Origin of the sequence: Bradyrhizobium sp. URHD0069, assembly GCF_000701345.1 — a bacterium.
Lineage (GTDB): Bacteria > Pseudomonadota > Alphaproteobacteria > Rhizobiales > Xanthobacteraceae > Bradyrhizobium.
In genome coordinates this window covers 1-25,777 of record NZ_JNIJ01000044.1, presented here as the reverse complement: position 1 = coordinate 25,777, position 25,777 = coordinate 1, and the positions used below count along the sequence as shown (strand labels likewise).

Annotated in this window: 19 protein-coding genes and 1 pseudogene; 10 read left to right on the top strand and 10 right to left on the bottom strand. The window is 61.2% G+C overall.

The annotated features are described in order from the left end of the window. The first annotated feature begins 163 nt into the window (after positions 1-163). From N554_RS0124180 to N554_RS0124165, 4 genes are all read left to right on the top strand, one after another. On the top strand, positions 164-646 hold the full coding sequence (locus tag N554_RS0124180) for a MarR family winged helix-turn-helix transcriptional regulator (protein WP_029585851.1): 483 nt from the start codon (positions 164-166) through the stop codon (positions 644-646). Further along, positions 639-1,805: an HlyD family secretion protein gene (locus N554_RS0124175; protein ID WP_029585850.1), complete on the top strand. Its 1,167-nt coding sequence runs from the start codon at positions 639-641 to the stop codon at positions 1,803-1,805. The genes N554_RS0124180 and N554_RS0124175 overlap by 8 nt, the downstream gene beginning before the upstream one ends. Before the next feature lie 6 nt (positions 1,806-1,811). Further along, positions 1,812-3,371, top strand: a complete 1,560-nt coding sequence (locus N554_RS0124170) for an MDR family MFS transporter (RefSeq protein ID WP_029585849.1) — start codon at positions 1,812-1,814, stop codon at positions 3,369-3,371. Between the two features lie 302 nt (positions 3,372-3,673). Continuing rightward, the gene (locus N554_RS0124165; protein WP_029585848.1) at positions 3,674-4,738 is read left to right on the top strand and encodes an SDR family oxidoreductase; all 1,065 of its coding nucleotides are present in this window, start codon (positions 3,674-3,676) and stop codon (positions 4,736-4,738) included. 14 nt (positions 4,739-4,752) lie between these two features. Here the strand turns inward: N554_RS0124165 and pcaG are convergent, their stop codons facing one another. The 3 genes from pcaG to pcaF form a co-directional block, all read right to left on the bottom strand. Then, the gene (gene pcaG, locus N554_RS0124160; RefSeq protein ID WP_029585847.1) at positions 4,753-5,355 is read right to left on the bottom strand and encodes a protocatechuate 3,4-dioxygenase subunit alpha; all 603 of its coding nucleotides are present in this window, start codon (positions 5,353-5,355) and stop codon (positions 4,753-4,755) included. After that, positions 5,355-6,056: a protocatechuate 3,4-dioxygenase subunit beta gene (pcaH, locus tag N554_RS0124155; RefSeq protein ID WP_029585846.1), complete on the bottom strand. Its 702-nt coding sequence runs from the start codon at positions 6,054-6,056 to the stop codon at positions 5,355-5,357. Before pcaH ends, pcaG begins: the two co-directional genes overlap by 1 nt. A 149-nt stretch (positions 6,057-6,205) precedes the next feature. Beyond that, positions 6,206-7,414 (bottom strand): 3-oxoadipyl-CoA thiolase, encoded by a 1,209-nt coding sequence (gene pcaF / locus N554_RS0124150; RefSeq protein WP_029585845.1) that lies wholly within the window; start codon positions 7,412-7,414, stop codon positions 6,206-6,208. Positions 7,415-7,645: 231 nt separating this feature from the next. Between pcaF and mutS the strand changes: the two genes are divergently transcribed. Continuing rightward, positions 7,646-10,375, top strand: a complete 2,730-nt coding sequence (mutS, locus tag N554_RS0124145) for a DNA mismatch repair protein MutS (protein WP_029585844.1) — start codon at positions 7,646-7,648, stop codon at positions 10,373-10,375. 117 nt (positions 10,376-10,492) lie between these two features. On the opposite strand, the gene N554_RS0124140 is transcribed toward mutS, so the two are convergent. Both N554_RS0124140 and N554_RS0124135 read right to left on the bottom strand, forming a co-directional pair. Further along, positions 10,493-11,290 carry a hypothetical protein gene (locus tag N554_RS0124140; protein ID WP_029585843.1) on the bottom strand — a complete coding sequence of 266 codons (798 nt, stop codon included), beginning with the start codon at positions 11,288-11,290 and terminating at the stop codon, positions 10,493-10,495. 143 nt (positions 11,291-11,433) lie between these two features. Then, positions 11,434-11,943: an OsmC family protein gene (locus tag N554_RS0124135; protein ID WP_029585842.1), complete on the bottom strand. Its 510-nt coding sequence runs from the start codon at positions 11,941-11,943 to the stop codon at positions 11,434-11,436. Positions 11,944-12,147: 204 nt separating this feature from the next. On the opposite strand from N554_RS0124135, the gene N554_RS0124130 reads away from it, so the two are divergent. Further along, positions 12,148-14,943, top strand: coding sequence for a [protein-PII] uridylyltransferase (locus N554_RS0124130; protein WP_029585841.1), 2,796 nt, complete (start codon positions 12,148-12,150; stop codon positions 14,941-14,943). 1,038 nt (positions 14,944-15,981) lie between these two features. On the opposite strand, the gene N554_RS0124125 is transcribed toward N554_RS0124130, so the two are convergent. Beyond that, positions 15,982-16,254: a hypothetical protein gene (locus N554_RS0124125; protein WP_029585840.1), complete on the bottom strand. Its 273-nt coding sequence runs from the start codon at positions 16,252-16,254 to the stop codon at positions 15,982-15,984. A gap of 252 nt (positions 16,255-16,506) precedes the next feature. Here N554_RS0124125 and N554_RS0124120 point away from each other — a divergent pair, with 252 nt between their 5' ends. Then, positions 16,507-17,244, top strand: coding sequence for a hypothetical protein (locus N554_RS0124120; protein ID WP_156042075.1), 738 nt, complete (start codon positions 16,507-16,509; stop codon positions 17,242-17,244). 142 nt (positions 17,245-17,386) lie between these two features. On the opposite strand, the gene N554_RS0124115 is transcribed toward N554_RS0124120, so the two are convergent. The 4 genes from N554_RS0124115 to N554_RS0124090 form a co-directional block, all read right to left on the bottom strand. Then, the gene (locus N554_RS0124115; protein ID WP_156042074.1) at positions 17,387-18,298 is read right to left on the bottom strand and encodes a hypothetical protein; all 912 of its coding nucleotides are present in this window, start codon (positions 18,296-18,298) and stop codon (positions 17,387-17,389) included. A 44-nt stretch (positions 18,299-18,342) separates the two neighbouring features. Further along, positions 18,343-18,831, bottom strand: a complete 489-nt coding sequence (locus N554_RS0124110) for a hypothetical protein (protein ID WP_029585837.1) — start codon at positions 18,829-18,831, stop codon at positions 18,343-18,345. Continuing rightward, on the bottom strand, positions 18,828-22,625 hold the full coding sequence (locus tag N554_RS0124105) for a P-loop domain-containing protein (protein WP_156042073.1): 3,798 nt from the start codon (positions 22,623-22,625) through the stop codon (positions 18,828-18,830). The genes N554_RS0124110 and N554_RS0124105 overlap by 4 nt, the downstream gene beginning before the upstream one ends. A 400-nt stretch (positions 22,626-23,025) precedes the next feature. Then, the gene (locus tag N554_RS0124090) at positions 23,026-23,361 is read right to left on the bottom strand and encodes a hypothetical protein (RefSeq protein WP_029585835.1); all 336 of its coding nucleotides are present in this window, start codon (positions 23,359-23,361) and stop codon (positions 23,026-23,028) included. A gap of 305 nt (positions 23,362-23,666) precedes the next feature. Here N554_RS0124090 and N554_RS0124085 point away from each other — a divergent pair, with 305 nt between their 5' ends. The 3 genes and pseudogenes from N554_RS0124085 to N554_RS0124075 all read left to right on the top strand — a co-directional run. Continuing rightward, positions 23,667-24,593 (top strand): efflux RND transporter periplasmic adaptor subunit, encoded by a 927-nt coding sequence (locus N554_RS0124085; protein WP_029585834.1) that lies wholly within the window; start codon positions 23,667-23,669, stop codon positions 24,591-24,593. 421 nt (positions 24,594-25,014) lie between these two features. Further along, positions 25,015-25,296 (top strand): GIY-YIG nuclease family protein, encoded by a 282-nt coding sequence (locus N554_RS0124080; protein ID WP_029585833.1) that lies wholly within the window; start codon positions 25,015-25,017, stop codon positions 25,294-25,296. A gap of 185 nt (positions 25,297-25,481) precedes the next feature. Then, positions 25,482-25,777: pseudogene (locus N554_RS0124075) on the top strand (IS110 family transposase); the annotation flags it as partial.

Below are 25,777 nucleotides of genomic sequence, written 5' to 3'. Positions count from 1 at the left end.
GCAGCATCGTGTAGCATCTTGCGGGGAATTCCGAAATCCCCCGGGTTGCCGCGGCACACCCGCATCGAGCCATGTGCTGCCGACGGGTCAGCCTTCCGTTAAACATCGCATTGCCAGATCATGAGCTAGCTTATAATAGGGCACGCTTATGGAGAAGGCGCTGATGTCCCGCGGTTCCGTGGATATGAATTTCCTGTTTACGCTTGGCGAAGTGCAGCGGCTGGTGCGTGCCTATGCCGACAAACAGGCCGCCCGCTACGGCATTACCCGTGCGCAATGGGCGGTGCTGGCCAAGGTGGAACGCAGCGAAGGCCTGAAGCAATCCGAACTGGCGGAACTGATGGAGATGCAGCCGATCACCTTGACGCGGCTGATCGATCGCCTGTGCCAGAACGGCTGGATCGAACGGCGCGGCGACGAGAGCGACCGCCGCGTCAACCGGCTCTATCTGCGCAAAGCCGCCCGTCCGTTGCTCGGCAAACTCAGCGGGCTGCGCTCCGAACTGACGGCGACAGCGCTCGAGGGGATCAATCCCGCCGACGCCCATCGCCTGCTCGCCCAACTGGAAACGATCAAGGAAAACGTGCGCAACGCCATTCAAAATACGGCGGCGGAACCGCCGAGGAAAGAACAGCGCTATGGCTGATCCGGTACTGAAATTTCCACCCGACCAGAAGGGCAATCCGTCGGCAAAGCCGCGGACGAAAATTGCGGCGGAGCCGCGGCGCCGATTGATGGCCGGCATGCGGCGTTACCGTCGCGCGCTGCTGCTCGTGGTGCTGCCGCTGGCGGCGCTGATCGGCGGGGTAACCTTCTATCTCCATGGCGGCCGCTACGTGACCACCGACGACGCCTATGTCGGGGCGCAAAAAATTCTGATTACGCCCGACGTCTCCGGCAAGATCATCAGCGTCGCCGTCAAGGAGGGTCAGCAGGTTTCGCCCGGCGACATCATGTTCCAGGTTGATCCGGTGCCATTTCGGCTGGCTTTGGCGCAGGCGCGCGCCAAGCTGGACGACGCCAAAACCAGCCACGACAACCTGATCGCCAATGTGAAGCTCTATTCGCAGACCATCGAACTCGTCAACGCAGGCATTGCGCTCAAACAGCGCGACGTCGAACGCAAGAATTCGCTGGTCAAGAGTTCAGCCGGATCGCAGCTGGATCTCGACAACAGCGCCACCGGGCTGGTCACCGCGCAAGCCCAGTTGCAACTGGTCAAGCAGCAGAACTCGACCGCCCTCAATCAGCTGCTCGGCAATCCCGAGCTGCCCCTCGAACAGTTTCCGGCTTACATGCAGGCCAAGGCCGCGCTCGACGACGCCCAGCGCAACCTCGATTTGAGCACGGTGCGGGCGCCGATGAACGGCGTAGCCACCCAGGTCGATCAGATCCAGCTCGGCCGCTTCGTGATGGCCGGTGCGCCGGTGTTCAGCATCATCGACGTGTCGAACCCATGGGTCGATGCCAATCCGAAAGAATCCGATTTCACCTATGTCGCGGTCGGCCAGTCCGTCACCCTCGACGTCGATGCCTTCCCCAACCATGTCTTCAAGGGCACGGTCGGCTCGCTCAGCCCCGGCACCGGCGCGCAATTCGCGATTCTGCCGCCGCAGAATGCGACCGGCAATTTCGTCAAGGTGGTGCAGCGCGTACCGGTGCGAATCTATTTCGACAAGAACGACAAGTATGTGCAGAAGCTGAAGGCCGGCATGAGCGTGTACGCCACGATCGACACCAACCATCGCCGTTCGCTCGCTGGCCTGCTCGGCTTCTCGCCGGCGGGGGCGGCAAAAGAGGACTGACGCATCATGCCGGACTCGGCGGCGGCACCCATTGCGGTTCCAGGCCTGCGCCGGACCATGGTGACGATCTGCGCCATGACCGCGACCATCATGCAGGCGCTGGACACCACCATCGCCAATGTCGCGCTGCCCTATATGCAGGGCTCGCTGTCGGCGTCGCAGGATCAGATCAACTGGGTACTGACTTCCTACATCGTCGCCGCCGCGATCATGACCGCACCTGTGGGGTGGATCGCCAACCGCTTCGGCCGCAAGCGTATCTTCATCCTGTGCTCCGGCGGCTTTACGATCGCTTCGGTGCTGTGCGGGCTGGCGCAGGACATCACTCAGATGGTGCTGTTTCGTTTGCTGCAGGGCATGTTCGGCGCGGCGCTGGTGCCGTTGTCGCAGGCGGTGATGCTCGACACCTATGCGCTGCACGAGCGCGCCAAGGCGATGGCGATCTGGGGAATGGGCGTGATGATGGGCCCGATCCTGGGACCATCGCTCGGCGCCTGGCTGACCGAAACCTATTCCTGGCACTGGGTGTTCCTCGTCAACCTGCCGTTCGGCATCTTCACGGTGCTCGGCCTGCTGGTGTTCATGGACGAGACCAAAAAGGATCTCAACCTGCGCTTCGACTGGTTCGGGTTCACCGCACTTGCGGTCGGCATAGGCTCGTTGCAAATTGCGCTCGACCGTGGCGAGCAGCTCGGCTGGATGGAATCGAACGAAATCATCGCCGAGTTCATCATCTCGATCATCGGCTTCTACTATTTCTTCGCGCATTCGCTCACGACCTCAAAGCCGTTCATCCAGTTCGCGCTGTTCAAGGACAGGAATTTTGTCGGAGGCTGCGTGTTCATGGCGGTCATGGGCCTGGTGCTGTTCTCGACCATGGCGCTGTCGTCGCCGTACTTGCAGAACGTGATCGGCTATCCGATCATCACCGCGGGCCTGTTGCTGGCGAGCCGCGGCTGCGGCACGTTCGTCGCGATGATGCTGGTCGGCCGGATGATGCGCTATATCGAGGCGCGCACGCTGATCGTCAGCGGGTTGAGCATCACCTGCCTGTCGCTGTTCTACATGACCGCCTGGACCGATCAAACCGGCGTTGCCGAGATCGTGGTGATCAGCATCGTGCAGGGCTTCGGGTTCGGCCTGGTGTTCGTGCCGCTGAGCACGGTGGCGTTCCTGACGCTGCCCAACCATCTGCGCACCGACGGCACCGCGATGCTGACATTGATGCGCAACGTCGCCTCCTCGATCGGCATTTCCGTGGTCATCGCACAGCTGACCGAAGGAACGCGGCGGACCTACGCGGTGTTGTCGCAGCACATTAATCCGTTCAACCACGCGATGCAGACGCCCGACGTGCGTGGCATGATCGACATGACCACCGACAAGGGCCGCGCCATGATGGACGCCATCGTCCAACTGCAGGCCGAAATCATCGCCTTCTCGCTGGATTACCAGATGGTGATGATCTTCACGCTCTGCGCGATCCCGCTGGCCGTCATGATCGGCTCCACCAAGGCCGCGCTGCGCAAGCAGTCTCTGGCCCCGGAACATGCGGTGATCGAGTAGCGGCGGGTCTTTGCCTCTTCCCGTTCTCTACCGGGGAGAACTAAAGGAAGAACCGCCCTTTCACACCTCGAAAACCGCGATCAGCGTGCCGCGCCGACGTTGGCGGCATCGCCGTCTGAATAAATCCGCGTATGGAGATGCCGCAACATGTGCGCGCAAAAAGCACGTCTTCAAGCAGACGTTCCGGCCATCCGCGTCTCCGGTGCAATCGCAGACAAGTGACGCCATCATTCATGGTTGCGCTTGGTTGATGCGGCCACGTGACATATCTCCTTCAATTATTTTCGGGAAAAGGTCCGGTCATGGCGGGTTCAGCACTGGTGGTTGGAGTGAGCGGCATTGTCGGCAACAACCTTGCGCGGCGTCTTGTCGAACGAGGCTGGCAGGTGCACGGACTGGCGCGGCGGCCGCCCTCCGATATTGATGGCGTGATGCCGGTAGCCGCGGACCTGCTGGATTCCGCATCCCTTCATAACGCCTTGCAGGGATTGCGACCGGCCGCTGTCTTTATCGGCGCATGGCTGCGGCAGAGGACAGAAGCCGAAAACATCAAGATCAACCGCGCCATGGTGCGCAATGTGCTCGAGGCGTTGTCGCGTTCCGGCTCCGTCCGGCACGTCGGGCTTGTAACTGGACTTAAGCATTACCTCGGACCGTTCGAAGCCTACGGCAAGGGCACGCTGCCGGCGACGCCATTTCGCGAAGAGCAGCCGCGGCTGGATGTCGAAAACTTCTACTATGCTCAGGAAGACGAATTGTTCGCTGCGGCGCGGCGTGATGGCTTCGGCTGGAGCGTGCACCGTCCCCACACGATCATCGGCTACGCCGTTGGCAACGCCATGAATATGGGGGTTACCCTTGCAGTCTATGCGACGATCTGCCGAGAGACCGGACAGCCGTTTGTGTTTCCCGGCTCCGCCGCGCAATGGAACGGGCTCACCGACATGACGGATGCGCGGTTGCTGGCCCGTCACCTGGAATGGGCCGCTACGACCGAGGCTGCGCGCAATCAGGCTTTCAATGTCGTGAACGGCGATGTGTTCCGCTGGAGCTGGATGTGGGCGCGGCTGGCCGATTGGTTTGGACTGCGACCCGCGCCGTATCCGGGCCAAGCCATTCCACTAGAGGGCCAGCTGGCTGAAGCGGGTCCGATCTGGGCCGAGATCGTGCGCAAGCACAGACTGGCGCAGCAGGACCTCACCGCGATCACCTCGGCCTGGCACACCGACGCCGATTTGAGCCGTCCGATCGAGGTGGTGACCGACATGAGCAAAAGCCGCAAGCTCGGCTTCCTCGACTACCAGGCGACCGATGACAGCTTCTTTGACCTGTTCAGCCGATTGCGTAAGGAGCGTATCATCCCCTGACGCCAGAGTTTAAGCTAAACGTCGAAAAACACCGTCTCGTTGTCGCCCTGCAGGCGGATATCGAAGCGATAGACGGCGTTGCCGTTGCCGGGTTCACGAGCGGCGATCAGCGTGGCGCGGCGCTCAGTGGGCACCAGCGCCAGCACGGGATCGGTGGCGTTATCAGCCTCGCCGTCGAAATAGATCCGCGTATAATTGTGCAGCAGCATGCCGCGCGCGAAGATCGCGAGCAAAATATGCGGCGCCTGAACCTTGCCGTCGGGATCGGGCACCGAGCCGGGTTTGATGGTGTCGAACGCATAATCGCCGTTCGGATCGGTGCCGCAGCGGCCAAAGCCTCTGAACGCCGAATTCGGCAACGCGCGTTTATCCTTGGGAACATTGAAGCGGCCCTGCGCATCGGCCTGCCATATCTCCAGCATGCAATCCGGAACCGGCTGCCCGTCACCGTCGAACACCCGCCCTTCAATCCTGATGCGCTCGCCCGAGGTGTCCGGGGTGACAAGGTTGTTGGTGAAGGCGTCGTTCCAGTCGTATTTGCCGTCCGGCGCCAGCCCGTATTTGAAAAACGGACCGACGGTTTGCGATGGCGTAATCCCCTTTGTGATTTCCTGCACTATTTGGTCTCCATCGGCGTGGCATTGCGCCCGCGCAGCACAATGTTGAAGCGGTAGCACAGCGCCCATTCCGGCTGGGTGCTTTCCAGGTCGAACGAGGAAACCATCCGCATCCGCGCCTTTTCATCCGGCACCGAATTGAAGATCGGATCGAATTCGAACAAGGGATCGCCCGGGAAATACATCTGCGTTACCAGCCGCGAGATAAAGGAGTGGCCGAACACCGAGAAATGAATGTGGGCGGGCCGCCAGGCGTTGTGATGATTGCCCCACGGATAGGCGCCGGGCTTGACGGTGACGAACCTGTAATAGCCGTCGCTATCGGACTGCGCGCGGCCGGCGCCGGTGAAATTCGGATCGAGCGGCGCCGGATGCTGGTCGCGGACGTGGATATAGCGGCCGCAGGCATTGGCTTGCCAGATTTCGAGCAGCGTATTCGGCACGCCGCGTCCGTCTTCGTCCAGCACGTGGCCGTGCACGATGATACGCTCGCCGAGCGGCTCGCCTTTGTGCTGGGTAGTGAGATCGTTGTCGTTCTCGCGCACCGTCTCGTGGCCGTAGACCGGTCCGGTCAATTCCGACAGCGTGTGACGGATGACGATCAGCGGCTTTTGCGGCGCCCGCTTCAGCGTGCTCTTGTAAGCCGGCGACAACCGCGCCGGATGCGCGGCGTTGCTCGCGATCGGATAGGTGAGTGTCATGTCAAATCCTCAGCACATCCCTCGTCATTGCGAGGAGCGCAGCGACGAAGCAATCCAGTTCCCCGCGCCGTGATTGCTTCGCGGAGCCTGTCATCGGGCGCGCATTCGCGCGACCCGTTGGCTCGCAATGACGGCTAGAGCAGTCGCCGTTAATTCAGCTTCTCGATCGCCATCGCGACTCCCTGCCCAACGCCGACGCACATCGTCGCCAGCGCGCGCTTGCCGCCGCGTTTCTCCATGCCATGCACCGCGGTCATCGCCAGCCGGGCGCCGCTCATACCTAAGGGATGACCGAGCGCGATGGCGCCGCCATAGGGGTTGACGAAATCGGCGTCTTCCTTGACGCCGAGCTGGCGCAGGCACGCTATCCCTTGCGACGCGAAGGCTTCATTGAGCTCGATCAAATCGAAATCGCTGATTTTCAAGCCCAGCCGCTCCATCAGCTTGCGCGTCGCCGGCACCGGACCGATGCCCATGATGCGCGGCGGCACCCCGGCCGAGGCGAGCCCGAGGATCCTCGCCCGCGGCGTCAGCCCGTGCGCCTTCACCGCGGCTTCGGAGGCCAGGATCATCGCCGCCGCACCGTCATTGACGCCGGAGGCATTGCCGGCCGTTACCGTGCCGGGATTGCGTACGATCGGCTTCAGCTTGGTCAGGCCTTCGAGCGTGGTTTCGGGACGCGGATGTTCGTCCTTGTCGACGCTGACCGGACCAGCCTTGCCGCCGGGTACCGAGACCGGGGTGATTTCCTCGGCGAAATAGCCCGACGCAATCGCTTGCCCGGCGCGCTGCTGGGAGCGGATCGCGAACGCATCCTGGTCGGCGCGCGACACCTGGAATTCTTCTGCGACGTTCTCGCCGGTTTCAGGCATCGCATCGACACCGTATTGGGCCTTCATCAGCGGATTGATGAAGCGCCAGCCGATGGTGGTATCGAAAATCTCAGCGGAGCGCGAAAACGCTTCCGGCGCCTTGCCCATCACGAATGGTGCCCGCGTCATCGATTCGACGCCGCCGGCGATCGCAAAATCGATCTCGCCGGCGCGAATCGCCCGACCCGCGGCGCCAACGGCATCCAGCCCCGAAGCGCAGAGACGATTAAGGGTTGCGCCGGGAACCGATTCCGGCAGGCCCGCCAGCAGCAGCGCCATCCGCGCCACATTGCGGTTGTCCTCGCCGGCCTGGTTGGCGCAGCCGAGATAGACCTCATCGACGGCGGACCAGTCGAGCTTGGGGTGGCGCGCCATCAGGGCCTTGATCGGGGCGGCCGCGAGATCGTCGGCGCGGACCTTGGCCAGCGAACCGCCGAAGCGGCCGATCGGGGTCCTCACGGCGTCGCAAACAAATACATCGCGCATTGAATCTCTCCCTGAATGCCGTGGTTTCCGCGGCGAACGGCTCGAATTGATGGCGAGTTTTAGGAGCGGCTATTCGGCAGGTCAATTGATCGCCGATGTTCCAGCGAGGCATTCGCGTGAGGTCGGGTATGCCCCCCGGTTGTGGACAGGCGCGTGGAGGAGGTGGAAAACCTCCATGGCTGCGGCAAACCGATAGGAGCGACGGCTAAAATTTTGTAGTTTGCGCAGCCCATGACGATCCAGCAATCCATCCCTGTGCCATCAGACGCCGCATTGACCGCCGAGACCGCCGCGCGCGTCACGCCGATGATGGAACAATTCCTTGAGATCAAGGCCGCCCACCCCGGGCTCTTGTTGTTCTACCGGATGGGCGATTTCTACGAGCTGTTCTTCGAGGACGCCGAAATCGCCTCGCGCACGCTCGGCATCGTGCTGACCAAGCGCGGCAAGCATCAGGGCCTGGACATTCCGATGTGCGGGGTGCCGGTGGAGCGCTCCGAGGATTACCTGCACCGCCTGATCGAGGCCGGCCATCGGGTGGCGGTGTGCGAACAGACCGAGGATCCGGCGGCGGCGCGGGCACGCGGCAACAAGAGCGTGGTGCGCCGCGGCGTGGTGCGGCTGGTGACGCCGGGCACGCTGACCGAAGACACGTTGCTCGACGCCAAGGCCAACAATTATCTGCTGGCGATCGCGCGGGCGCGCGGCTCAGTTGGGGCCGATCGCATCGGGCTTGCCTGGATCGACATTTCCACCGCGGAATTCATCGTGACGGAATGCGCGACCGGCGAACTCGCCGCCACGCTGGCGCGGATCAACCCCAACGAGGTCATCGTCACCGACGCGCTGTATGGCGATCCCGATCTCGGACCGCTGTTGCGCGAATTGCCGGCGGTGACGCCGCTGACCCGCGACGTCTTCGACGGCTCCACCGCCGAGCGGCGGCTGTGCGATTATTTTGCGGTGGCCACCATGGACGGGCTCAGCGCGATGTCGCGGCTGGAGGCCACCGCCGCCGCCGCGGCCGTCACCTATATCGACCGCACCCAAGTGGGAAAACGGCCGCCGCTGTCGCCGCCGTCGCGCGAGGCGGCCGGCACCACCATGGCGATCGATTCCGCCACCCGCGCCAACCTCGAACTGACACGGACGCTCGCCGGCGAACGGCGCGGCTCGCTGCTCGATGCGATCGACTGCACGGTGACGCCGGCCGGATCGCGGCTTCTTGCCCAAAGACTGGCGGCACCGCTCACCGACAGCGCAGGGATCGCGCGGCGGCTCGATGCTGTCAGCGCCTTCGTCGCAGACAGTGCGGCGCGCGACGATGTCAGAACCACACTGCGCGCCGCACCCGACATGTCGCGCGCGCTGGCGCGGCTCTCGGTCGGACGCGGCGGCCCGCGCGATCTGGCGGGTTTGCGCGACGGCATTTTGGCGGCCGATGCGGCGCTGGCGCGGCTTGCCCAGCTCGAAGCACCGCCGCCGGAAATCACTGGCATCATGGAGGCGTTGCGCCGCCCGTCGCGCGATCTCGCCCGCGAATTCGAGCGTGCGCTCGCCGAGCAACTGCCGCTGATCAAACGCGACGGCGGCTTCGTGCGCGAAGGCTATGAGACAGCACTCGACGAAACCCGCAATCTGCGCGACGCCTCGCGCCTCGTGGTCGCCGCGATGCAGGCCCGCTACGCCGACGACACTGGCGTCAAGGGTTTAAAAATCCGGCACAACAATGTGCTCGGCTACTTTGTCGAAGTCACCGCGCAGCACGGCGAAAAATTGATGTCGCCGCCGCTCAACGCCACCTTCATCCATCGCCAGACCCTGGCCGGGCAGACGCGATTCACCACCGCCGAACTCGGCGAGATCGAAGCCAAGATCGCCAATGCCGGCGACCGCGCGCTCGGGCTGGAGCTGGAAATTTTCGAGCGGCTTTCCGCAATGGTGATGGCCGCCAGCGACGATCTGCGTGCCGCCGCGCATGCCTTCGCGCTGCTCGATGTCGCCACCGCGCTGGCGAAGCTTGCGGTCGATGACAATTACGTGCGGCCCGTGGTAGACGGCTCGGTCGGTTTTGCCATCGAGGGCGGCCGGCATCCGGTGGTGGAGCAGGCGCTGAAGCGCGACGGCCAGCCGTTCATCGCCAACGCCTGCGATCTCTCGCCGGGGCCGGGCCAGAAGTCAGGCCAGATCTGGCTGATCACCGGCCCCAACATGGCAGGCAAATCGACCTTCCTGCGCCAGAACGCGCTGATCGCGCTGATGGCGCAGACCGGCAGCTTCGTGCCGGCGACGCGGGCGCGGATCGGCATTGTCGATCGGCTGTTCTCGCGGGTGGGTGCTGCCGACGATCTCGCGCGCGGCCGTTCCACCTTCATGGTGGAGATGGTGGAAACCGCCGTCATCCTCAATCAGGCCAGCGAACGCTCGCTGGTGATCCTGGACGAAATCGGCCGCGGCACCGCGACCTTCGATGGCCTCTCGATCGCCTGGGCGGCGATCGAGCACCTGCATGAAGCCAACCGCTGCCGCGCGCTGTTCGCCACCCATTATCATGAGCTCACCGCGCTTTCGGCGAAATTGCCGCGACTGTTCAACGCCACGGTGCGGGTCAAGGAATGGCAGGGCGACGTGGTGTTCCTGCACGAGGTGCTGCCGGGCTCGGCCGACCGCTCCTATGGCATCCAGGTCGCAAAACTCGCTGGCCTCCCGGCGCCGGTGATCGCCCGCGCCAAATCGGTGCTAGCAAAACTGGAGGCGCAGGACCGCGGCCAGACCGCCCGCGCCCTGGCCGACGATCTGCCGCTGTTCGCGGTGCCGTCACGCGCCGCCGCCGAGCCGGCGCCGCCGAGCGAAGTGGAACAGCTGATCGAAGCCGTGAAGGCGCTGCACCCGGATGAGATGTCGCCGCGCGAGGCGCTGGAAGCGCTGTATGCGCTGAAGAACAAGCTGGTGAAACATTAGGACATCGTAGCCCGGATGAAGCGCAGCGAAATTTGGTCACAGACATCGCAACAGCCCCGGATTTCGCGGAGCCTGTCATCGGGCGCGCATCCGCGCGACCCGTTGGCTTCATCCGGGCTACAAGCGCGCCACCTTCCTTCGCCCGTTCCACCACAGGCCGAGATTCCAGCACACGCAAATCATCAGCGCCAGGCTCAAGCCCACCACCGAGCCGAACTGCAATGCCGCGACATGCAGCGCGGCGATGGCGATACCGAGGCCCATCAATCCGCCGGCGCTGTTGGCGATGACGGCCGCGGTCGGCGGCCCGCCGATCCGCGGCTGCAGGATCAGCATCATGCTGGTGAACACCACCGGGAACAGCGCGATCATGCCGCTGACCTTGGGCCCGACCCAGCCCGACAGCGTCACCACAATTGCCACCAGCGTCGCGACCAGCGAGGCGCGCAGCGGAATGTCGTACCAGCGGCGCGTGATCAGCGGCATCTTGACGTGGCGGAAACGCTGCAGCAGCGGCACGCAGATCGCGAAGGCAACGGCGTTCGCGACCAGGCCGCCGGCGAGCGACCACTGAATGGTTCGCACCGCAGAGGCCAGCGCGACCCACACGGCGACCGCACCAAGACAACTGACAATTGCGCTCTGACGCTGCGCCAGCACGACATAGGTCAGGCCGAGAAAGATCGTCGCGGCGTTGATAGGCAGGCTCGCCAGCGCGCCCTCGGCGATGAACGCCGCATCGTGATCGAGCGCGAGAAACACATAGGAAGGCCCCGCCGAAATCGGCAGCGTCGCGACCAGCGCGCCGATCACCGGACCCGAGCGCTCTGCTATCACCGACGCGGTAACCACAAACGCGGCGGTGATCGCCATGCGCAGCGCGAGCGTCAGGATGAAGGCAAGATCGGCGGACATTTCTTAGTCGTCCCTGCGAAAGCAGGGACCCCTAACCACAACTATTTGCATGGCGCGAAAGCCGTCGAACAGCGGTTCTTGAAACGAGAGGACACCGCGTATGGGTCCCGGCGTCCGCCGGGACGACGTCGTATTGGTGGCACTCACACCCGGTGCATGGTCACCGAAACCTTCGGGCCGTTCCTGATGGTCTGGTAGACCACGCAATAGCGCTCGGTCAGCTTCAACAACAGATCGAGCTTGTCCTGCGGTGCGTCGGTGGCGACGTCGAAGCGCAAACGAATTTCCGCAAAGCCGACCGGCGCCTCCTTGTCGACGCCGAGCGTACCGCGGAAATCGAGATCGCCCTCGGCGGTGACGTTTCCCGACTTCAGCGGCACCTCGATGGCGGTCGCCACCGATTTCAACGTCACGCCGGCGCAGGCGACCAGCGCCTCGAGCAGCATATCGCCGGAGCACAATTCGAGCCCGGAGCCGCCCGTTGCGGGATGCAGCCCCGCCACCGCCAAGGCGCGGCCGGTCTCGACCTTGCAGGCGATGCCGTCGTTGTCGACCGAGCCCCTGGCGGTCAGCGTGATGACCGCGGCTTTGGGATCGGACTTATAGCGCTCCTTGATCGGAGCCTGCGTGGCGCGGAGTTGGGCGGCGTCCATTTTTGTTCTCTCCCGGATCTTATGGGTGTTGCATGTATCGGGTCGAAGGACGGATGTCACCACCGCATCGCTTCACCTGCAGTTGATCTGGCTGAACCAGGGTCAGCACCCCCGTTGCGAAAACACCGTTTCATTCCAAATAATTAAACCGATACGCCACAATCTCCCGTGACAGCGTCAGCGCCGTCCGATATCGGGATAGCCATGGATAGCGTCGTGACACAGGCCCCGCCAGAGGCCGACGAGCGTTTCGACACCGCGCGGATCACGGCCGCGGTCGACGCTCTCGCCGAAAGGCATGCCGGCCGCGAGGACCTTTTTCGCTCCGCCACGGCGCAGCTCCTGAAGGCGGAACTTATCGCCGCGCGGACCACGGCGCAGGCCGTGCTGCTGAAGGATCGTCACGGGCGACGCTGCGCCGAACGGCTGTGCTACGTCCAGGATGAAATCATCCGCATCCTGTACTCGGCAGCGACGCGGCATCTCTATCGCTCGCCAATCCCCTCCGGCGCCGAGCGGATGGCCGTCGTCGCCACCGGCGGGTACGGCCGCGGACTGATGGCTCCGGAATCCGACATCGATCTGTTGTTCATCCTGCCTTACAAGCAAACCGCCTGGGGCGAGCAGGTCGCGGAGGCGATTCTCTATTGCCTGTGGGACATGGGCTTGAAGGTCGGTCACGCGACGCGCTCGGTCGATGAATCGATCCGGCAGGCGCGCGGCGACATGACGATCCGCACCGCGATCCTCGAGACGCGGTTCCTGACCGGAGACCAGCCGCTCTACGACGAGCTGGTGGCACGGTTCGACAAGGAAGTCGTGCAGGGCACCGCCGCCGAATTCGTCACCGCCAAGCTCGCCGAGCGCGAAGAGCGCCACCGCCGGGCCGGACAATCGCGCTATCTGGTCGAGCCCAACGTCAAGGACGGCAAGGGCGGGTTGCGCGACTTGCACACGCTGTTCTGGATCGCGAAGTACGTCTACCGCGTGCGCGAGACCGATGAGCTGCTGGAACGCGGCGTATTCGACGCGCACGAATACCGCACCTTCCGCCGCTGCGCCGATTTCCTGTGGTCGGTCCGCTGCAACATCCATTTCTTCTCGGGCCGCGCCGAAGAGCGGTTGTCGTTCGACATCCAGCGCGAGATCGCGATCCGGCTCGGCTATACCTCGCATCCTGGCATGCAGGATGTCGAACGCTTCATGAAGCACTATTTCCTGGTCGCCAAGGACGTCGGCGATCTCACCGCGATCCTGTGCGCCAAGCTGGAAGATCAGCAGGCCAAACCGGCGCCGGTGCTCAGCCGCATGATGGCTCGGCTGCGGCCGAGCAACAACCGGCGGCGGGTGCCCGAGAGCGATGACTTCGTCGTCGACAACAACCGCATCAATCTCGCGGCCCCCGATGTCTTCAAGCGCGACCCCGTCAACCTGATCCGGATTTTTAGCCTGGCGCAGAAGAACAATCTCGCCTTTCATCCGGACGCCATGCGCACCGTGACGCGTTCGCTGAAGCTGATCAACACGCAGCTGCGCGAGGATCCGGAGGCCAACCGGCTGTTCATGGAGATCCTGACCTCGAACGATGCGGAGGTCGTGCTGCGGCGGATGAACGAGACCGGCGTGCTGGGCCATTTCATTCGCGCCTTCGGCAAGATCGTGTCGATGATGCAGTTCAACATGTACCACCACTACACGGTGGACGAGCATCTGATCCGCTGCGTCGGCTACCTGCAGGAGATCGAACGCGGCGGCAACGACGAATTCACCGTCGCCAGCGATCTGATGCGCAAAATCCGCCCCGAGCACCGCGCGGTGATCTACATCACCGCGCTGCTGCACGACATCGCCAAGGGTCGCCCCGAGGATCACTCGATCGCCGGCGCAAGAGTGGCGCGGCGGCTGTGCCCGCGGCTCGGATTCAACGCCGCCGATACCGAACTGGTCGCGTGGCTGATCGAGGAACATCTGACCATGTCCACGGTGGCGCAATCGCGCGATCTGTCGGACCGCAAGACCATCGAGAATTTCGCAGCCGTGGTGCAGTCGGTCGAGCAGATGAAGCTGCTGACGATCCTGACCACCGCCGATATCAGGGGCGTCGGTCCCGGCGTCTGGAACGGCTGGAAGGCACAGCTCTTGCGCACGCTGTATTACGAAACCGAGCCGGTGCTGACCGGGGGTTTCTCGGAGGTCAACCGCGCGCAGCGCATCGCGCTGGCACAGGCAGAATTTCGCGCGGCGTTCACCGAATGGCCGGAGCAGGAGCTCAATGCCTATGTCGCGCGGCACTATCCCGCGTACTGGCTCAAGGTCGAACTGCCGCGCAAGATCCGCCATGCCCGATTCCTGCGCGCCAGCGAGCAGGCCGGCGACAAGCTCGCGATCAATGTCGGCTTCGACGAGGCGCGCGGCGTCACCGAACTGACCATCCTCGCCACCGATCATCCCTGGCTGCTGTCGATCATCGCCGGCGCCTGCGCTTCGGCCGGCGCCAACATCGTCGACGCGCAGATTTACACCACCACCGACGGGCGTGCGCTCGACACCATCGCGATATCGAGGGAATACGACCGCGACGAGGACGAGGGCCGGCGCGCCACGCGGATCGGCGAAATGATCGAGGACGTGCTGGAAGGCAAATTGCGGCTGCCCGAAGTGGTGGCGCGCCGTGCCGCCGGGCGCGGCAAGCTGCGTCCGTTCGTGGTGGAGCCGGAAGTCATCATCAACAATCAATGGTCGGACCGCTACACCGTGATCGAGGTCTCCGGCCTCGACCGGCCGGGCCTGCTGTATCAACTGACGACGGCGATCTCGAAGCTCAACCTCAACATCGCCTCAGCCCATGTCGCGACCTTCGGCGAGCGCGCCCGCGACGTGTTCTACGTCACCGACCTGCTCGGCGCGCAGATCAACGCTCCGACCCGGCAAGCCGCGATCAAGAGCGCGCTGATCCACCTGCTCGCCAATGAGGACAACGCGGCGCAGCCGGCGGCGTAATGAAAGATCGGCGATCGCAGGGTGGGCCAAAAGGCCGTCATACCCCGCCACCGGGTCTCGCGAATGCGTAATGTCTCAATGTCGTCCCCGCCTAGTGCGCAATTGCGCACGGGGAGCGGGGACCCATACGCCGCGGCCTTGCATTTTGGCACGGTGGCTAACGGCTTCTGCTCCAACAAACGATGGTGGTTATGGGTCCCCGCGTTCGCGGGGACGACGCATGGTGGGGGTGGGCGTTCGCACTCGGCGAGCCGCGACGGATTCAATTTTCAGACAGCCGCATTGTTCGCAAAACGCAGCTTTGCGATCTCGCGGCGCGATTGCGCCCGAGTGATGCAAAAATCTTTCGCCCGAATGAGGGCGTGGGGAATGCCGGGTGCACGGTGCACCCGCAGCCCGTGTGCAATGTAGTAAGCACACGGTAGTCACCGCAGGTCACCGGAACACCCGGCATTCCCGCACGCAATGGTTTTAACGGCTTATATCGTGCTCTCCCCGGCGACGAATTCGTCTTGTCACCGTCGTTGGCGGATTAAGGTTTTGCCGAACCCGGTTGGGCCAACGAAAACCTCCGCCGACTTGACACCAGCAACGGGTGCCAGGACCACACGGTTTTGCCGTACGCGTTAGCATCGTTCGTCTGCGCGCCGCTTGATCGCTCACGAGCCTCATTGAAGCCGCCCTGCGATTGCCGATGCGCCCAACGCTGCCGCGTCCACCGCATCCCACCCCGCGTCCGTGACGATCGCGATACGCCCCTCTCATGGGGTGAGACGGCGAGGGTTCTAGAGGTGATTTGGGTAAAACGGGAAGCGGAATATTTTTGCAAACAGGGCTGGACTACCCAAATCAGATTGATCCGCTTCAACAAATCAGGCTGACGCGGATGCGGAATTTTGCGGCGGCGGGAAGAGGCGGAGGGGGTCGAGGCGCGGCGGCGGGGTCCGCGCATCACAAACGGACGGAAGAAAGGCCCCACACCCTTTTGGGAGTGCGGGGCCTTTTTGGCGCGTTGGCGCTCATGCAACGCGGAGAGATTTATTTCATGGTGCCGTTGGTTTTCGCGGAACCAGAACCGGTCGTCTGCTGACCCGGCGCATATTCGGACGCGCCCCGCCCGGTCGATTTCGCATCGTTCTGCATTCTGTGGCCCGGAGCGTTTTCGGACGCGCCCGGAGCGGTTGATTTAGTGCTGTTGTGCATCCGCTGGCCGGGCGCGCTGCTCGATGAACCGGACGATGTTCCGGACTGGGCAAATGCGGAAGCGGCAAACAGCATGCTGGCGGCGACGATGAGGGTCTTCTTGATCATGGATTTCTCCTGGTTTCCACGACGCGTCAACGTTGCGAGATCAAGCAGGTTCCTTTTCTTGATGGGGGACGCGCGCACGAGATCGTGTTAGCCGGCGTGATTATCAAGTCATCGTCAAAGCCGCCCCGCTCAGCAACTTTCGTGATAGGCGGACACAAATTCTTGTCTGCCGAGACAGTTTTCCGCGCAGCTCCTATTGATCTCACTCGTTAGTTGCGCTTTGGATAACCTTGGGCTTTTGGGGGTTCATCAATGCGTAATTTGGGAGTCGTGGCGCTGTGCGCCGCGCTGGGCGGCTGTGTTTCAAGCGGCGAAACGGTTTCTTTTCGAGCTTCTAATCCACAACAACAATCGATGATGCGTGATGGGCAACCCGCGCTAGTCTCACGTCAAAAAAGCTCGCTGGTTCTGGTCCGCCCGGCATCCCGGCAATTGCAGGCCAACGGCCGTCCAGTGTTTGTGGTGGGAATCAACAACCTTGGGAAGCAGCCGATTGATTTCCGAATGGCGCAGGTTGACGCCACACAGCACGTCGGCGGATCAGACTTTGGGATGCAGATCGTCACGTATGAAATGCTCGTCCAGGAAGAAAAGAACCGGCAGGTAGCCTCGGCGATACTAACCGGCCTTGCGGGCGCTGCGAACGCGTACAGCGCATCGCAAGCGGGTTACGGCAGGTACACCACGCCTGGCGGCCGCACTGGGACGTTTTACAGTCCCACAGCCGCGGTGATAGCGCAAAACAATGCTGCCGTTCAAAACGAAGCAATGATTGCTGCGACCGTTGAGAATGGTCAACGCAATATGGCAGCCCTCGAGCAATCGGTGATCAAGGACAACACGCTGATGCCCGGTGAATGGTACGGCGGGCAACTGCACCTCGCTCCCCCAACCGATCAAGCCGGCGGGCCAAAGACCTACACAATCATCATCACTGTAGGCAGCGATCGGCATGTCGTGGAGGTGTCGCAAGTACCGGCCGGAGCATAAAGAATGGCCGATCTCGGTTTTGCTGATGAATTTGGGATACCGAGTGCGGTTGAAGAAGATCTAAGTTGCGTAACCGCGTTGACTACGCCGCCGCGCGGCCTCAATTCGGGTAGATCATACGCCAGGACGCGAACGTTGATACCTAATCCCTGAAAAATTCTGACCGCGTCGCGAGAACCGGCGCACCATATTCGGAAGGCCGCTGCCACAGGCTCAACTTGACGTGCCAAGCCAGTTTCATCCCCAGCGTTGCCGCAGTCGAGCACAGAACGCTGGTCTTCAACTCCGTCAATCCGCCGCAGCGGGTATGACCGTCTTTGGCGTGGACGGGAATCCAGTTGTCGTGCCAGACCTTCCAATAACCCACGCGTCTCCCATCAAAAGAAAATCCGACCCAGCCTTTCGCAGATTCGACATGTGGGGCCGATGGGAAATTATACGGCGCGGGAAAGGCGAAACCGAGGTGGACATAATCGTTCTGCCAGAAACCGAAGTCCGAAGGCCAAACGTTGAGGCAAACAGGGATGCATGACCCTGTGGCACCGTCTATTCGATACTGTTTTACGTCCTCTTCCGGCAGTGGTCCTTCGAACGAGACAAGATCGGTGATCGGCCAAATCAGCATTCGGGTATGATCTTCGACGAAGTCAGACTTCGGGTTAAAGTCCTCAGTCACGTAAAAGCTCTCGATCGAAAGTTCTCCGAACTCTGCCATTGCATTGCTGATCGGAATTCGGAGCGATACAGGACGCATTCCGCTTGATCCAATGTTTACCTTAAGCAGCCGCCGCGAGATCTCCTCCAGCGAAGCATCCGACTTGCAGCATTTCTCGGGCACATCTTTAAGCCAAGCGGGGCGAGCGATAGGACGTAACGCGTGCAAGCCCTTACTTAGCGGAAGGCAGCGAGCCGCGACGATGACAGCGAGGTTTCGTGGCATGCCCCACTGCTGCACCGCAAACGCCAGCGTACGAAGGAAAGCAGACCTATACACGTTGCATTGGCTTTGGCTGAACTGACCCCCAACGCCCTCGCGGCTTCTGACCGTATTCATGAAGTGATATGGATAAGATGAGTACGGACTATTCGTCGCGTCCATTAACTTGCGCCACTCGAAGGCCCACTGCTCCTGGAAAGGAAGGCCGTTCTCATCTTGCAAGCGCTGAAAGTCGCTGAAAGAATGAGCGGAACGACTTGCCCTTTGTGATTCTCAAAATATTTTTCCGCTTGGTATCCAATTGGTGCCGGACCTGAATGTCTATTGAGCCAGCCTCCTAGCGGTTCGCCATATATCCGCTGGAAGAGAAGGTCGGCCAGAATGGAAGAATTATTGACGCTACGCTTCACGTCCTCCGCGGCCGGCAAATCCGCCGGCGTCGTACACATCAGTACGGCCATCCCCGCCACAACCTCGGTTTCGAACTGACGAGATTGTAGCCAATCGAGAAACACGCGGGTTGCTAGAGCCCGCTTGGGGGATGAGAGCAACGCAGCGAATTCCTTAGCGGCCTGCCAGCGTACAAGACGGATTGGCCAATTGAGCCGGTCGATCAGAACTCGCATCACATGTTCCGGCTTCAGCGTCATGAGAGCCACGCTGCTGACGGGATAGGCTGGTCATGCACCTCCTCGGTTGTTAGCTGAACCATCGATCCCGCGAATCGAACCGCGCATTTTGTTTGCTTCACTAGAAGCAAATAGCTAACCAGCCGCTGCATCCCGATGGTGAAGCCGGACCGTCTCTTCTCCCAGTAGCGCGCGGGCCTAGACGTATCGCGGATGAAATCAACCCATTTGTCTTTGTAATGCTTGGCCGCAAGCTCCAAACGCCTTTGCACTTTACTGCCATCGTCCCAATTGGATTGCCAGCCTCGACGTTCGATATGCGCCCTGACGAGCCACTTGTAGGCCTTCTTCTTTCCCTCGTACTTGATACTCACATCGAAAGCCTCGTCGAGTAACGGCTCTATGTCGTGCGGGTTATCGTGAGAATTGAAATAATCATCAATTGATCTCAAGGCGGCCAAGCCCTTGTTCTTGCTCGCCCAGTATTTCAGCCAGCGGACTAGGGACTCATTGCGATGTATGTAGCCGAGCTTAGGACTCGCAACGCGCTTCAACAGTGCTTCAAGCTTGTCAGGTCCGAATTTTCTTACGTCGGGCGGGGTGCCGCCCCGGCTGACATTGTCCTTGGTAGCACGATTGCTCTTCTTCGTCGTTTTCTCAGGTGGCTTTTGTCGGGCGGCTACGATTCCAAGAAAGACCCTTCGTTTGCGTAGCAGATTGGATGCATCAGTGCGGCCTGCGATCCAGATTGCATCGACCCAATGGATTGACCCCCGCGCAACTCCAAATGCATCTGGTTCGACGAGAGATGCCCCAGTCATTGCGCACTTCAACCCGTGAAGGTCGAGTGCAATTTCCCCGACAATCGCACGAAGAGCACGATACTGGGCCGAAGCAGGTTCTGAGGGGCGGTGCTGAATATCAACCGGCGCGAGTTCGGCCAAGCCAACAAAAATGCTTCCAAACCCTATATCTGTTGGGTTCTTCGCAATCTCCCACGCAGCGTTCCAAAGGCGGTCGATAGCCTCTTGCAGCCATCCCAGCTTAGAACGCTCAATGCCGGGTAACGCAGGCACACAGTCACCCTGCGCTTGCAGTGCCGCATCAAATGCCGAAAAGAAGAAGGCATGGAGGAATTTCTCGACAGCGGGATTCGGTCCATAGTCGTAGTCCGTCCCGACAGCGGCGGCGGAGAGATCAATAAGGTTACAAGGCTGCGGAGGCTGATGACCCTTCAAGCGATACCAGCATGATAGAAGTGGGCTGATGTTACTCTGGGGGGCGAGCCTCAAGGCTAGATCAATGTCCTCTGCGCTGGCGATTTGAACAACGGCATTCTCTGTAGCATTACGCCAGACCTTATGCTTTTGGGCAACCAGGAGCCCGAGCATGCTGCACGCCATATCGAAATTACGGGTGCGAACTACATGTCGCAAGAACGTCAGGTACATACGATCGCGTGGGTGGAACTGCCCGATGAAGCGAAGTAGCTTCCTAAGATCGGGTCGTCCAAAATCGACAATCGCTTCAATGAAGTTTTCAGCTAAGGAGAAGAACTCCTCGCCAGCGCGATGGCGGAGACTGATCCACAGATTTACTTGTCTACGAAGCTCTTCGTAACATTCCGCTCCGATGCCATCCTTCTCAACCCCGTTAAGGCACCGAAGAAGCGTAACAATCTCGTCGTCGCTGGCCGAGGGCAAGCCGTCGGCCATGTTTAGAATTTGCTGCTCGTTCCCGGCGCTACGGACCGCACTTTCCTGAAAATCATGGAAACGATCAATCTGATAATCTTGTCCGTTTTGAAGGCGCGTCTTCAGAGTCCGAAGTTGCATTGTGCGCACATAATCGTTCCTCTCGAACGCGCGTTCTTCCGCAGCACTAAGAATGATAACGATTTGGTCTGCGGGCCATCCTTTGGCGAGTGAGCGGATGATCCAATCGCGACTGGTCAAACTTAACAGTTCATTTGTGTCGCCGGATCGCGCGCGCATGATCCAAAGCCAAGCCCATCGCCAGTATTCAGGGGCCTCACGTTCCAGCCATCGGACAACAGAAGGCAGAACCGACTGGAAGGTACTATCGTGGTCAGGTTGTTCGCGCGCGTAAGCAAGGATACTTCCATGAAAAGGAACCAGCCCGGATCGCCGGTGCTCAAGGAGATGATCGACTTCATCGAGCGGCCCCGCGCATCTTCGCAAGCCATCAGGGGGCCAATGAAAGTCTGATCCCGCAACTAGATGCAGAACCTTCCGGGCATTCGCTGGTAGCCGAGTCCAAAGACCTCCGTAGTACTTTCTAATGTCGCCGTCTGGACAAGACGGCAAGAGGGAAACTTCATCAGAAGTGACGACAACACCGCGCCGCACCAGCGCTTCGAACGAGTATATGAGATGAAGCGGATTGCCGTTGGATATGGCGAAGAAGGCTTTACTGACTTCAGATAGTTCCGTCAGCTTGACGTTATGCTTAATGTCCCGAAGCAAGAGGCGGCCTGCATCGTGTTGCCCCGTTAACCAAGCATGAACAGCGGCCTCATCCATTGGAGGAACTTCAATCCAATCTTTCTTCTCGGCGCGCTGAATAAGCTTGAGCGGAAGTTGGTCAGGTGCAACCTTTTGAGTGCCAATGAGCAGATAGACGTTGTCAGGGCACGGCAACAGATAGTTGAAAAGGTGCTCCATCTGCGCCGTGTTGCGTTGTTCACGCCACACGTGATCCAGACCATCAACGACCACATAGAATCGCTTGCCCTCGGCAGAGTAGTGCTTGCCGCATGCCTCCAGCCACTTACGAAGTTGATTTGGCGCGCTCTCCATTCCGCGGACGGCGTCGAGATACCGGCCCGCAATTTGATCCATCAGGGAACTGCTGATTTCCGTGAATGAAACGCGATCGACGGTACTGTCATCGAGTGACAAGAAATAATGGTGGCGCACGACGGGCAGGTCGGCGTCGCGCAGCGACTGAACCAAAAAGCTCAAGTAGGTGCTTTTACCCCTACCGGGCGACCCCCAAAGCACCGATACTGGTTTTAATTCGGTCTTGACGCGAGCTGTGAAAGCCCCGTGGAAATCTTTCGACGGCACTTGATAGAGCGCCGGAACAGCAAAGTTCTGCGGAATGGGCTTCGGACGTCGCTTCGTGATGATTTGAACAAGATGTTCGTATCTGATTCTTCCGTCGGGATCGGGAGACTTTTTGCGTGTCGCCCAGCGCCGCGCCTGTTCGCGCAGCACTAGCCACCCCGTGTTGTCCGTATCCGTCGGCACAATATCGCCCTTAAGGCGTGCCTCTAGGTCGTCAACTAGTGCCTCTGAGTGCGCAAATTCAAATTGCTCAAAGAAGTCGCGCGCAGCGGCTTCGCTGCCAAATTCCATTAAGAGCGTTGCTTGCTGAGCGGTTCTAATTTTGTCAAAATCGACAAACCCATCTTTCAAAGAGAGTACGAAATCGTCACTTGGCCTCCTGTTTGTGCGTAGCTTTGCGGAATGAACGGCCCCAAGACCTTTGACCTTAACTAGCGCACCTGACCACTTCTGAAGGAGCGATGTACCCTTGCCCTTTTTTTCCAGGAGCCAATCCCAATCTAGAAAGTATCTGTTTGGATCAACCGTGAACTTCACCTGCAGGAGTTCAAAAGTGTTATCTTTGCGGGCTGCGACCACATCATCAAGTTTGCCGACCTTGGGTTCGTCGGCTTCAAGTTCGACCCAATGAAAGAGATTTGGATCGCGATAGAAGCGTAGCAATACCTCAATGCCTATAAGGTCTTGGTATTCAAAACCCATGCGGGGGATACCCGCGTTCTTCAAGGAATTTTTCGTCACTATTCGCGACCCGCAACGCGAATGAGGGCGTCGGAATGTGCGCAGAAGCTACCGCAAATTTTGAAAGCGCTGTCCATTTTTTCGAACGAATTGAAAAAGCAAAGATTCATCATCAATAGAGCCAATTGCGCCATAGCGGTAGACTACATGTCTTCGCTGCTGACTGGGATTTCTGGGCACCGGATCGCTGGACTGGAAGATTCGACCGACAGATGCCGAGCCTACAGTTCTTTGGAAACAGGACTGGAATGCCGATGAACCATTTTGCCGCACCCAAGCTTTCGCTTGGGCTGTTGACACCGATCGTTGCGGGATCGTTCGGCCTGGCGGCGCGGGACTGTCCGGGGTTCAGCTAGAGAATAAAGAGCGGCCGCCCCTCATTCCGTTACAGGATATACATTCGCTTGGCCGCGGTGAGTTCGCGGGTGCAGCCCAGGCGGTTGCCTTGGGCATCATAGCGCTTGGCACGGGCCATCGTTGCCGCGAACTTTTTCTTCAGCTGGTCCTCGGCTTGTTTCACGGAACCAGCCGTGGGCTGGTGCTCAAGCTGTGCGCCGACCGACTGTGGCGCGGTCAATCCCGCATACGGATTGCCTTGCGAGGCGCGAATGGCCGCTTCGAATTGCGCGATATCGCTGGTGCAGGGTCCGGCCCACGCATCGGTCGCGGCGAGAGCGAGCGCCGCCGAAAGAAGAGCCGCTGTTATCCCAGGTTTGGACATCGGAGCACCCCCGTGTTCGAGCTTGGATTATAGCTGCAAATCCGCGCCCGCGCGCGGTGGTTTTTGGGGTGAAATCTTCGGGGCGCGGCGGCACGTCTGGCCGATGTTCTGATATCGCTAACCAGGCCAACCACCGTCGTCCCTGCGAAAGCAGGGACCTATAACCACCGGTGCCGATAGTTACGAAAGGCGTCGCCTTTCGGCGCCCAAACCGATAACACACGGAGTGGCGATGAGCGCAATTGCGCTCACGCTGGGGTCCCTGCGTTCGCAGGGACGACAAAGGAAACCGGACTGGAACGCCGATGAACCCTTTCGCCGCGCGCGCGCCATCGCGAAGACTGCTGACCCCGCTGGCCGCGGGGCGGCTCGCCGCTCTCGTGTTCGCGCTGGCCTCGCAGGCCTGCCTCGCCGCCGAGGAGGCCGATGCGCCCAAGGACGGCCCCAAGGGCGCGGCGGTCACCGTGCTGAAAGCGGCAAAATCCTGCTTCTCGGCGATCTCCGAAGTCTCCGGCATCATCATTCCGCGCGAGGAGACGGCGGTGCGCCCGGAACGGCCGGGCCTGAAGGTCGCGGAAGTGCTGGCCGACGCCGGCGACACCGTCACCGCAGGGCAGACCCTGGCCCGGCTTTCCCTGCCCGAAGGCGGCGTGGCGCAGGTGCAGGCGCCGGTCGCCGGGCTGATCGCGAGCTCCTCGGCGTCGGTCGGCGCGGTGGCTTCGGGCAAGGGCGAAGCGCTGTTTTCCATCATCGCGCGCAGCGAATACGACCTGGTCGGGCTGGTGCCGACCCAGGACATCGCCAAGCTCACGGTCAACCAGACCGCGAAGATCAAGATCGTCGGCGGCGGCGAGATCGACGGCAGGGTGCGCCGGGTGGCGCCGACCATCGAGCCCAACAGTCAGTTGGGCCAGGTCGTGGTCGCGGTCACGACCAACCGGCGCCTGTTGGTGAATTCGTCGGCGCGGGCGCTGATCACCACCGGGCGAAGCTGCAACAACGTCTCGGTGCCGCTCACCGCGGTGCTCTATGGCTCGGCCGGCACCGTGGTCCAGGTGGTGCGGCGGGCGCGGGTGGAAACTCGCCGCGTCGAGGTCGGGCTGATGTCGGCGGGCCAGGTCGAGATCCGCGACGGCCTGCAGGAAGGCGACATCGTGGTGGCCCGCGCCGGCGCACTGCTGCGCGAGGGCGACCCGGTGCGGCCGGTCACCGCCAGTGTGGATGTGAAGTAGGGTTGGCACCAACAATTACTGTCGCCCCTGCGAACGCAGGGGCCCATAACCACCGGCGTTCGAGGTTGCAAAAGGCATCGGCCATCCTGCCCAACGAGAGGCCACGGCGTATGGGTCCCTGCTTTCGCAGGGACGACGAGAATGGGGCCGGTCACATCAAGCGCGGATGCGAAGTAGGCGGGGGATATATAGCTGGCGTCGTCCCTGCGAACGCAGGGACCCATAACCACCGGCTTTCGTGGTTGCGGTAGGGTCGGCCGTCCCGCCCAAAACGAGAGGCCGCGGCGTATGGGTCCCTGCTTTCGCAGGGACGACCTGATGATAGAGTTTGCTCGCTGACCAGCGGCGAACGCAGGGACCCATAGCCCCTGACATCAGTGAGCAAGCACGGGAAGTTCGACATCCACTCGGTGTTTGGCGCATGTACCACGTCTACATTCTCGCCAGCCGACGTCACGGGACCCTGTATGTCGGAGTGACCAATTCCCTGCAAAAACGCATAGCCGAGCACCGCAATGGCGACGGCTCCTCGTTTGTCAAAGCCTATGGCGTTCATCGCCTTGTTTATGTCGAATCTTATGATCGCCCGGATGAAGCCATCAGCCGGGAGAAACAGCTAAAAAGATGGAAGCGGGATTGGAAGATCGAGCTGATTGAGCGCGAAAACCTGGAATGGCGCGATCTCAGCGATTTGCTGGTTTAGCGCAACAGAAAACTACGGTCGCCCCTGCGAACGCAGGGGCCCATAACCGCCGGCGTTGGTTGATAGCAGAAGGCCTCGGGGCATCCGCCCAACGAGAGGCCACGGAGTATGATGGGGTGGACGGCCCCCTACGGCATCAGTGTGCCAGAATGAGGTTGTTGCAAATTCAGACAAGGGAGCCGTCCGTGGACCAGATTATCCGCATTGGAATGGATACGTCGAAGCATATTTTTCAGCTGCATGGGGTCGATGCCGCGGAGCGGCCGGGGTTGCGCAAGCGGCTTCGGCGCAACGAGGTGTTGGTGTTTTTTGCCAAGCTGCCGCCGACGGTGATTGGAATGGAGGCGTGCGGCGCAGCGCATGACTGGGCGCGGAAGTTACGCAAGCTAGGCCATGAGGTGAAGCTGATGGCGCCGCAACACGTCAAGCCCTATGTCAAGCGCAACAAGAACGACGGGCGCGACGCCGAGGGATTGTGCGA

Excerpts from the sequence above, each read along its gene's own strand:
- pcaH (WP_029585846.1), bottom strand. The coding sequence starts at position 6,056 with ATGACACTCACCTATCCGATCGCGAGCAACGCCGCGCATCCGGCGCGG.
- N554_RS0124180 (WP_029585851.1), top strand. The coding sequence starts at position 164 with ATGTCCCGCGGTTCCGTGGATATGAATTTCCTGTTTACGCTTGGCGAA.
- N554_RS0124140 (WP_029585843.1), bottom strand. The coding sequence starts at position 11,290 with ATGTCCGCCGATCTTGCCTTCATCCTGACGCTCGCGCTGCGCATGGCG.
- N554_RS0124175 (WP_029585850.1), top strand. The coding sequence starts at position 639 with ATGGCTGATCCGGTACTGAAATTTCCACCCGACCAGAAGGGCAATCCG.
- N554_RS0124165 (WP_029585848.1), top strand. The coding sequence starts at position 3,674 with ATGGCGGGTTCAGCACTGGTGGTTGGAGTGAGCGGCATTGTCGGCAAC.
- N554_RS0124080 (WP_029585833.1), top strand. The coding sequence starts at position 25,015 with ATGTACCACGTCTACATTCTCGCCAGCCGACGTCACGGGACCCTGTAT.
- N554_RS0124170 (WP_029585849.1), top strand. The coding sequence starts at position 1,812 with ATGCCGGACTCGGCGGCGGCACCCATTGCGGTTCCAGGCCTGCGCCGG.
- pcaF (WP_029585845.1), bottom strand. The coding sequence starts at position 7,414 with ATGCGCGATGTATTTGTTTGCGACGCCGTGAGGACCCCGATCGGCCGC.
- mutS (WP_029585844.1), top strand. The coding sequence starts at position 7,646 with ATGACGATCCAGCAATCCATCCCTGTGCCATCAGACGCCGCATTGACC.
- N554_RS0124130 (WP_029585841.1), top strand. The coding sequence starts at position 12,148 with ATGGATAGCGTCGTGACACAGGCCCCGCCAGAGGCCGACGAGCGTTTC.
- N554_RS0124110 (WP_029585837.1), bottom strand. The coding sequence starts at position 18,831 with ATGACGCTGAAGCCGGAACATGTGATGCGAGTTCTGATCGACCGGCTC.
- N554_RS0124085 (WP_029585834.1), top strand. The coding sequence starts at position 23,667 with ATGAACCCTTTCGCCGCGCGCGCGCCATCGCGAAGACTGCTGACCCCG.
- N554_RS0124115 (WP_156042074.1), bottom strand. The coding sequence starts at position 18,298 with ATGAATACGGTCAGAAGCCGCGAGGGCGTTGGGGGTCAGTTCAGCCAA.
- N554_RS0124125 (WP_029585840.1), bottom strand. The coding sequence starts at position 16,254 with ATGATCAAGAAGACCCTCATCGTCGCCGCCAGCATGCTGTTTGCCGCT.
- N554_RS0124090 (WP_029585835.1), bottom strand. The coding sequence starts at position 23,361 with ATGTCCAAACCTGGGATAACAGCGGCTCTTCTTTCGGCGGCGCTCGCT.
- N554_RS0124135 (WP_029585842.1), bottom strand. The coding sequence starts at position 11,943 with ATGGACGCCGCCCAACTCCGCGCCACGCAGGCTCCGATCAAGGAGCGC.
- N554_RS0124120 (WP_156042075.1), top strand. The coding sequence starts at position 16,507 with ATGCGTAATTTGGGAGTCGTGGCGCTGTGCGCCGCGCTGGGCGGCTGT.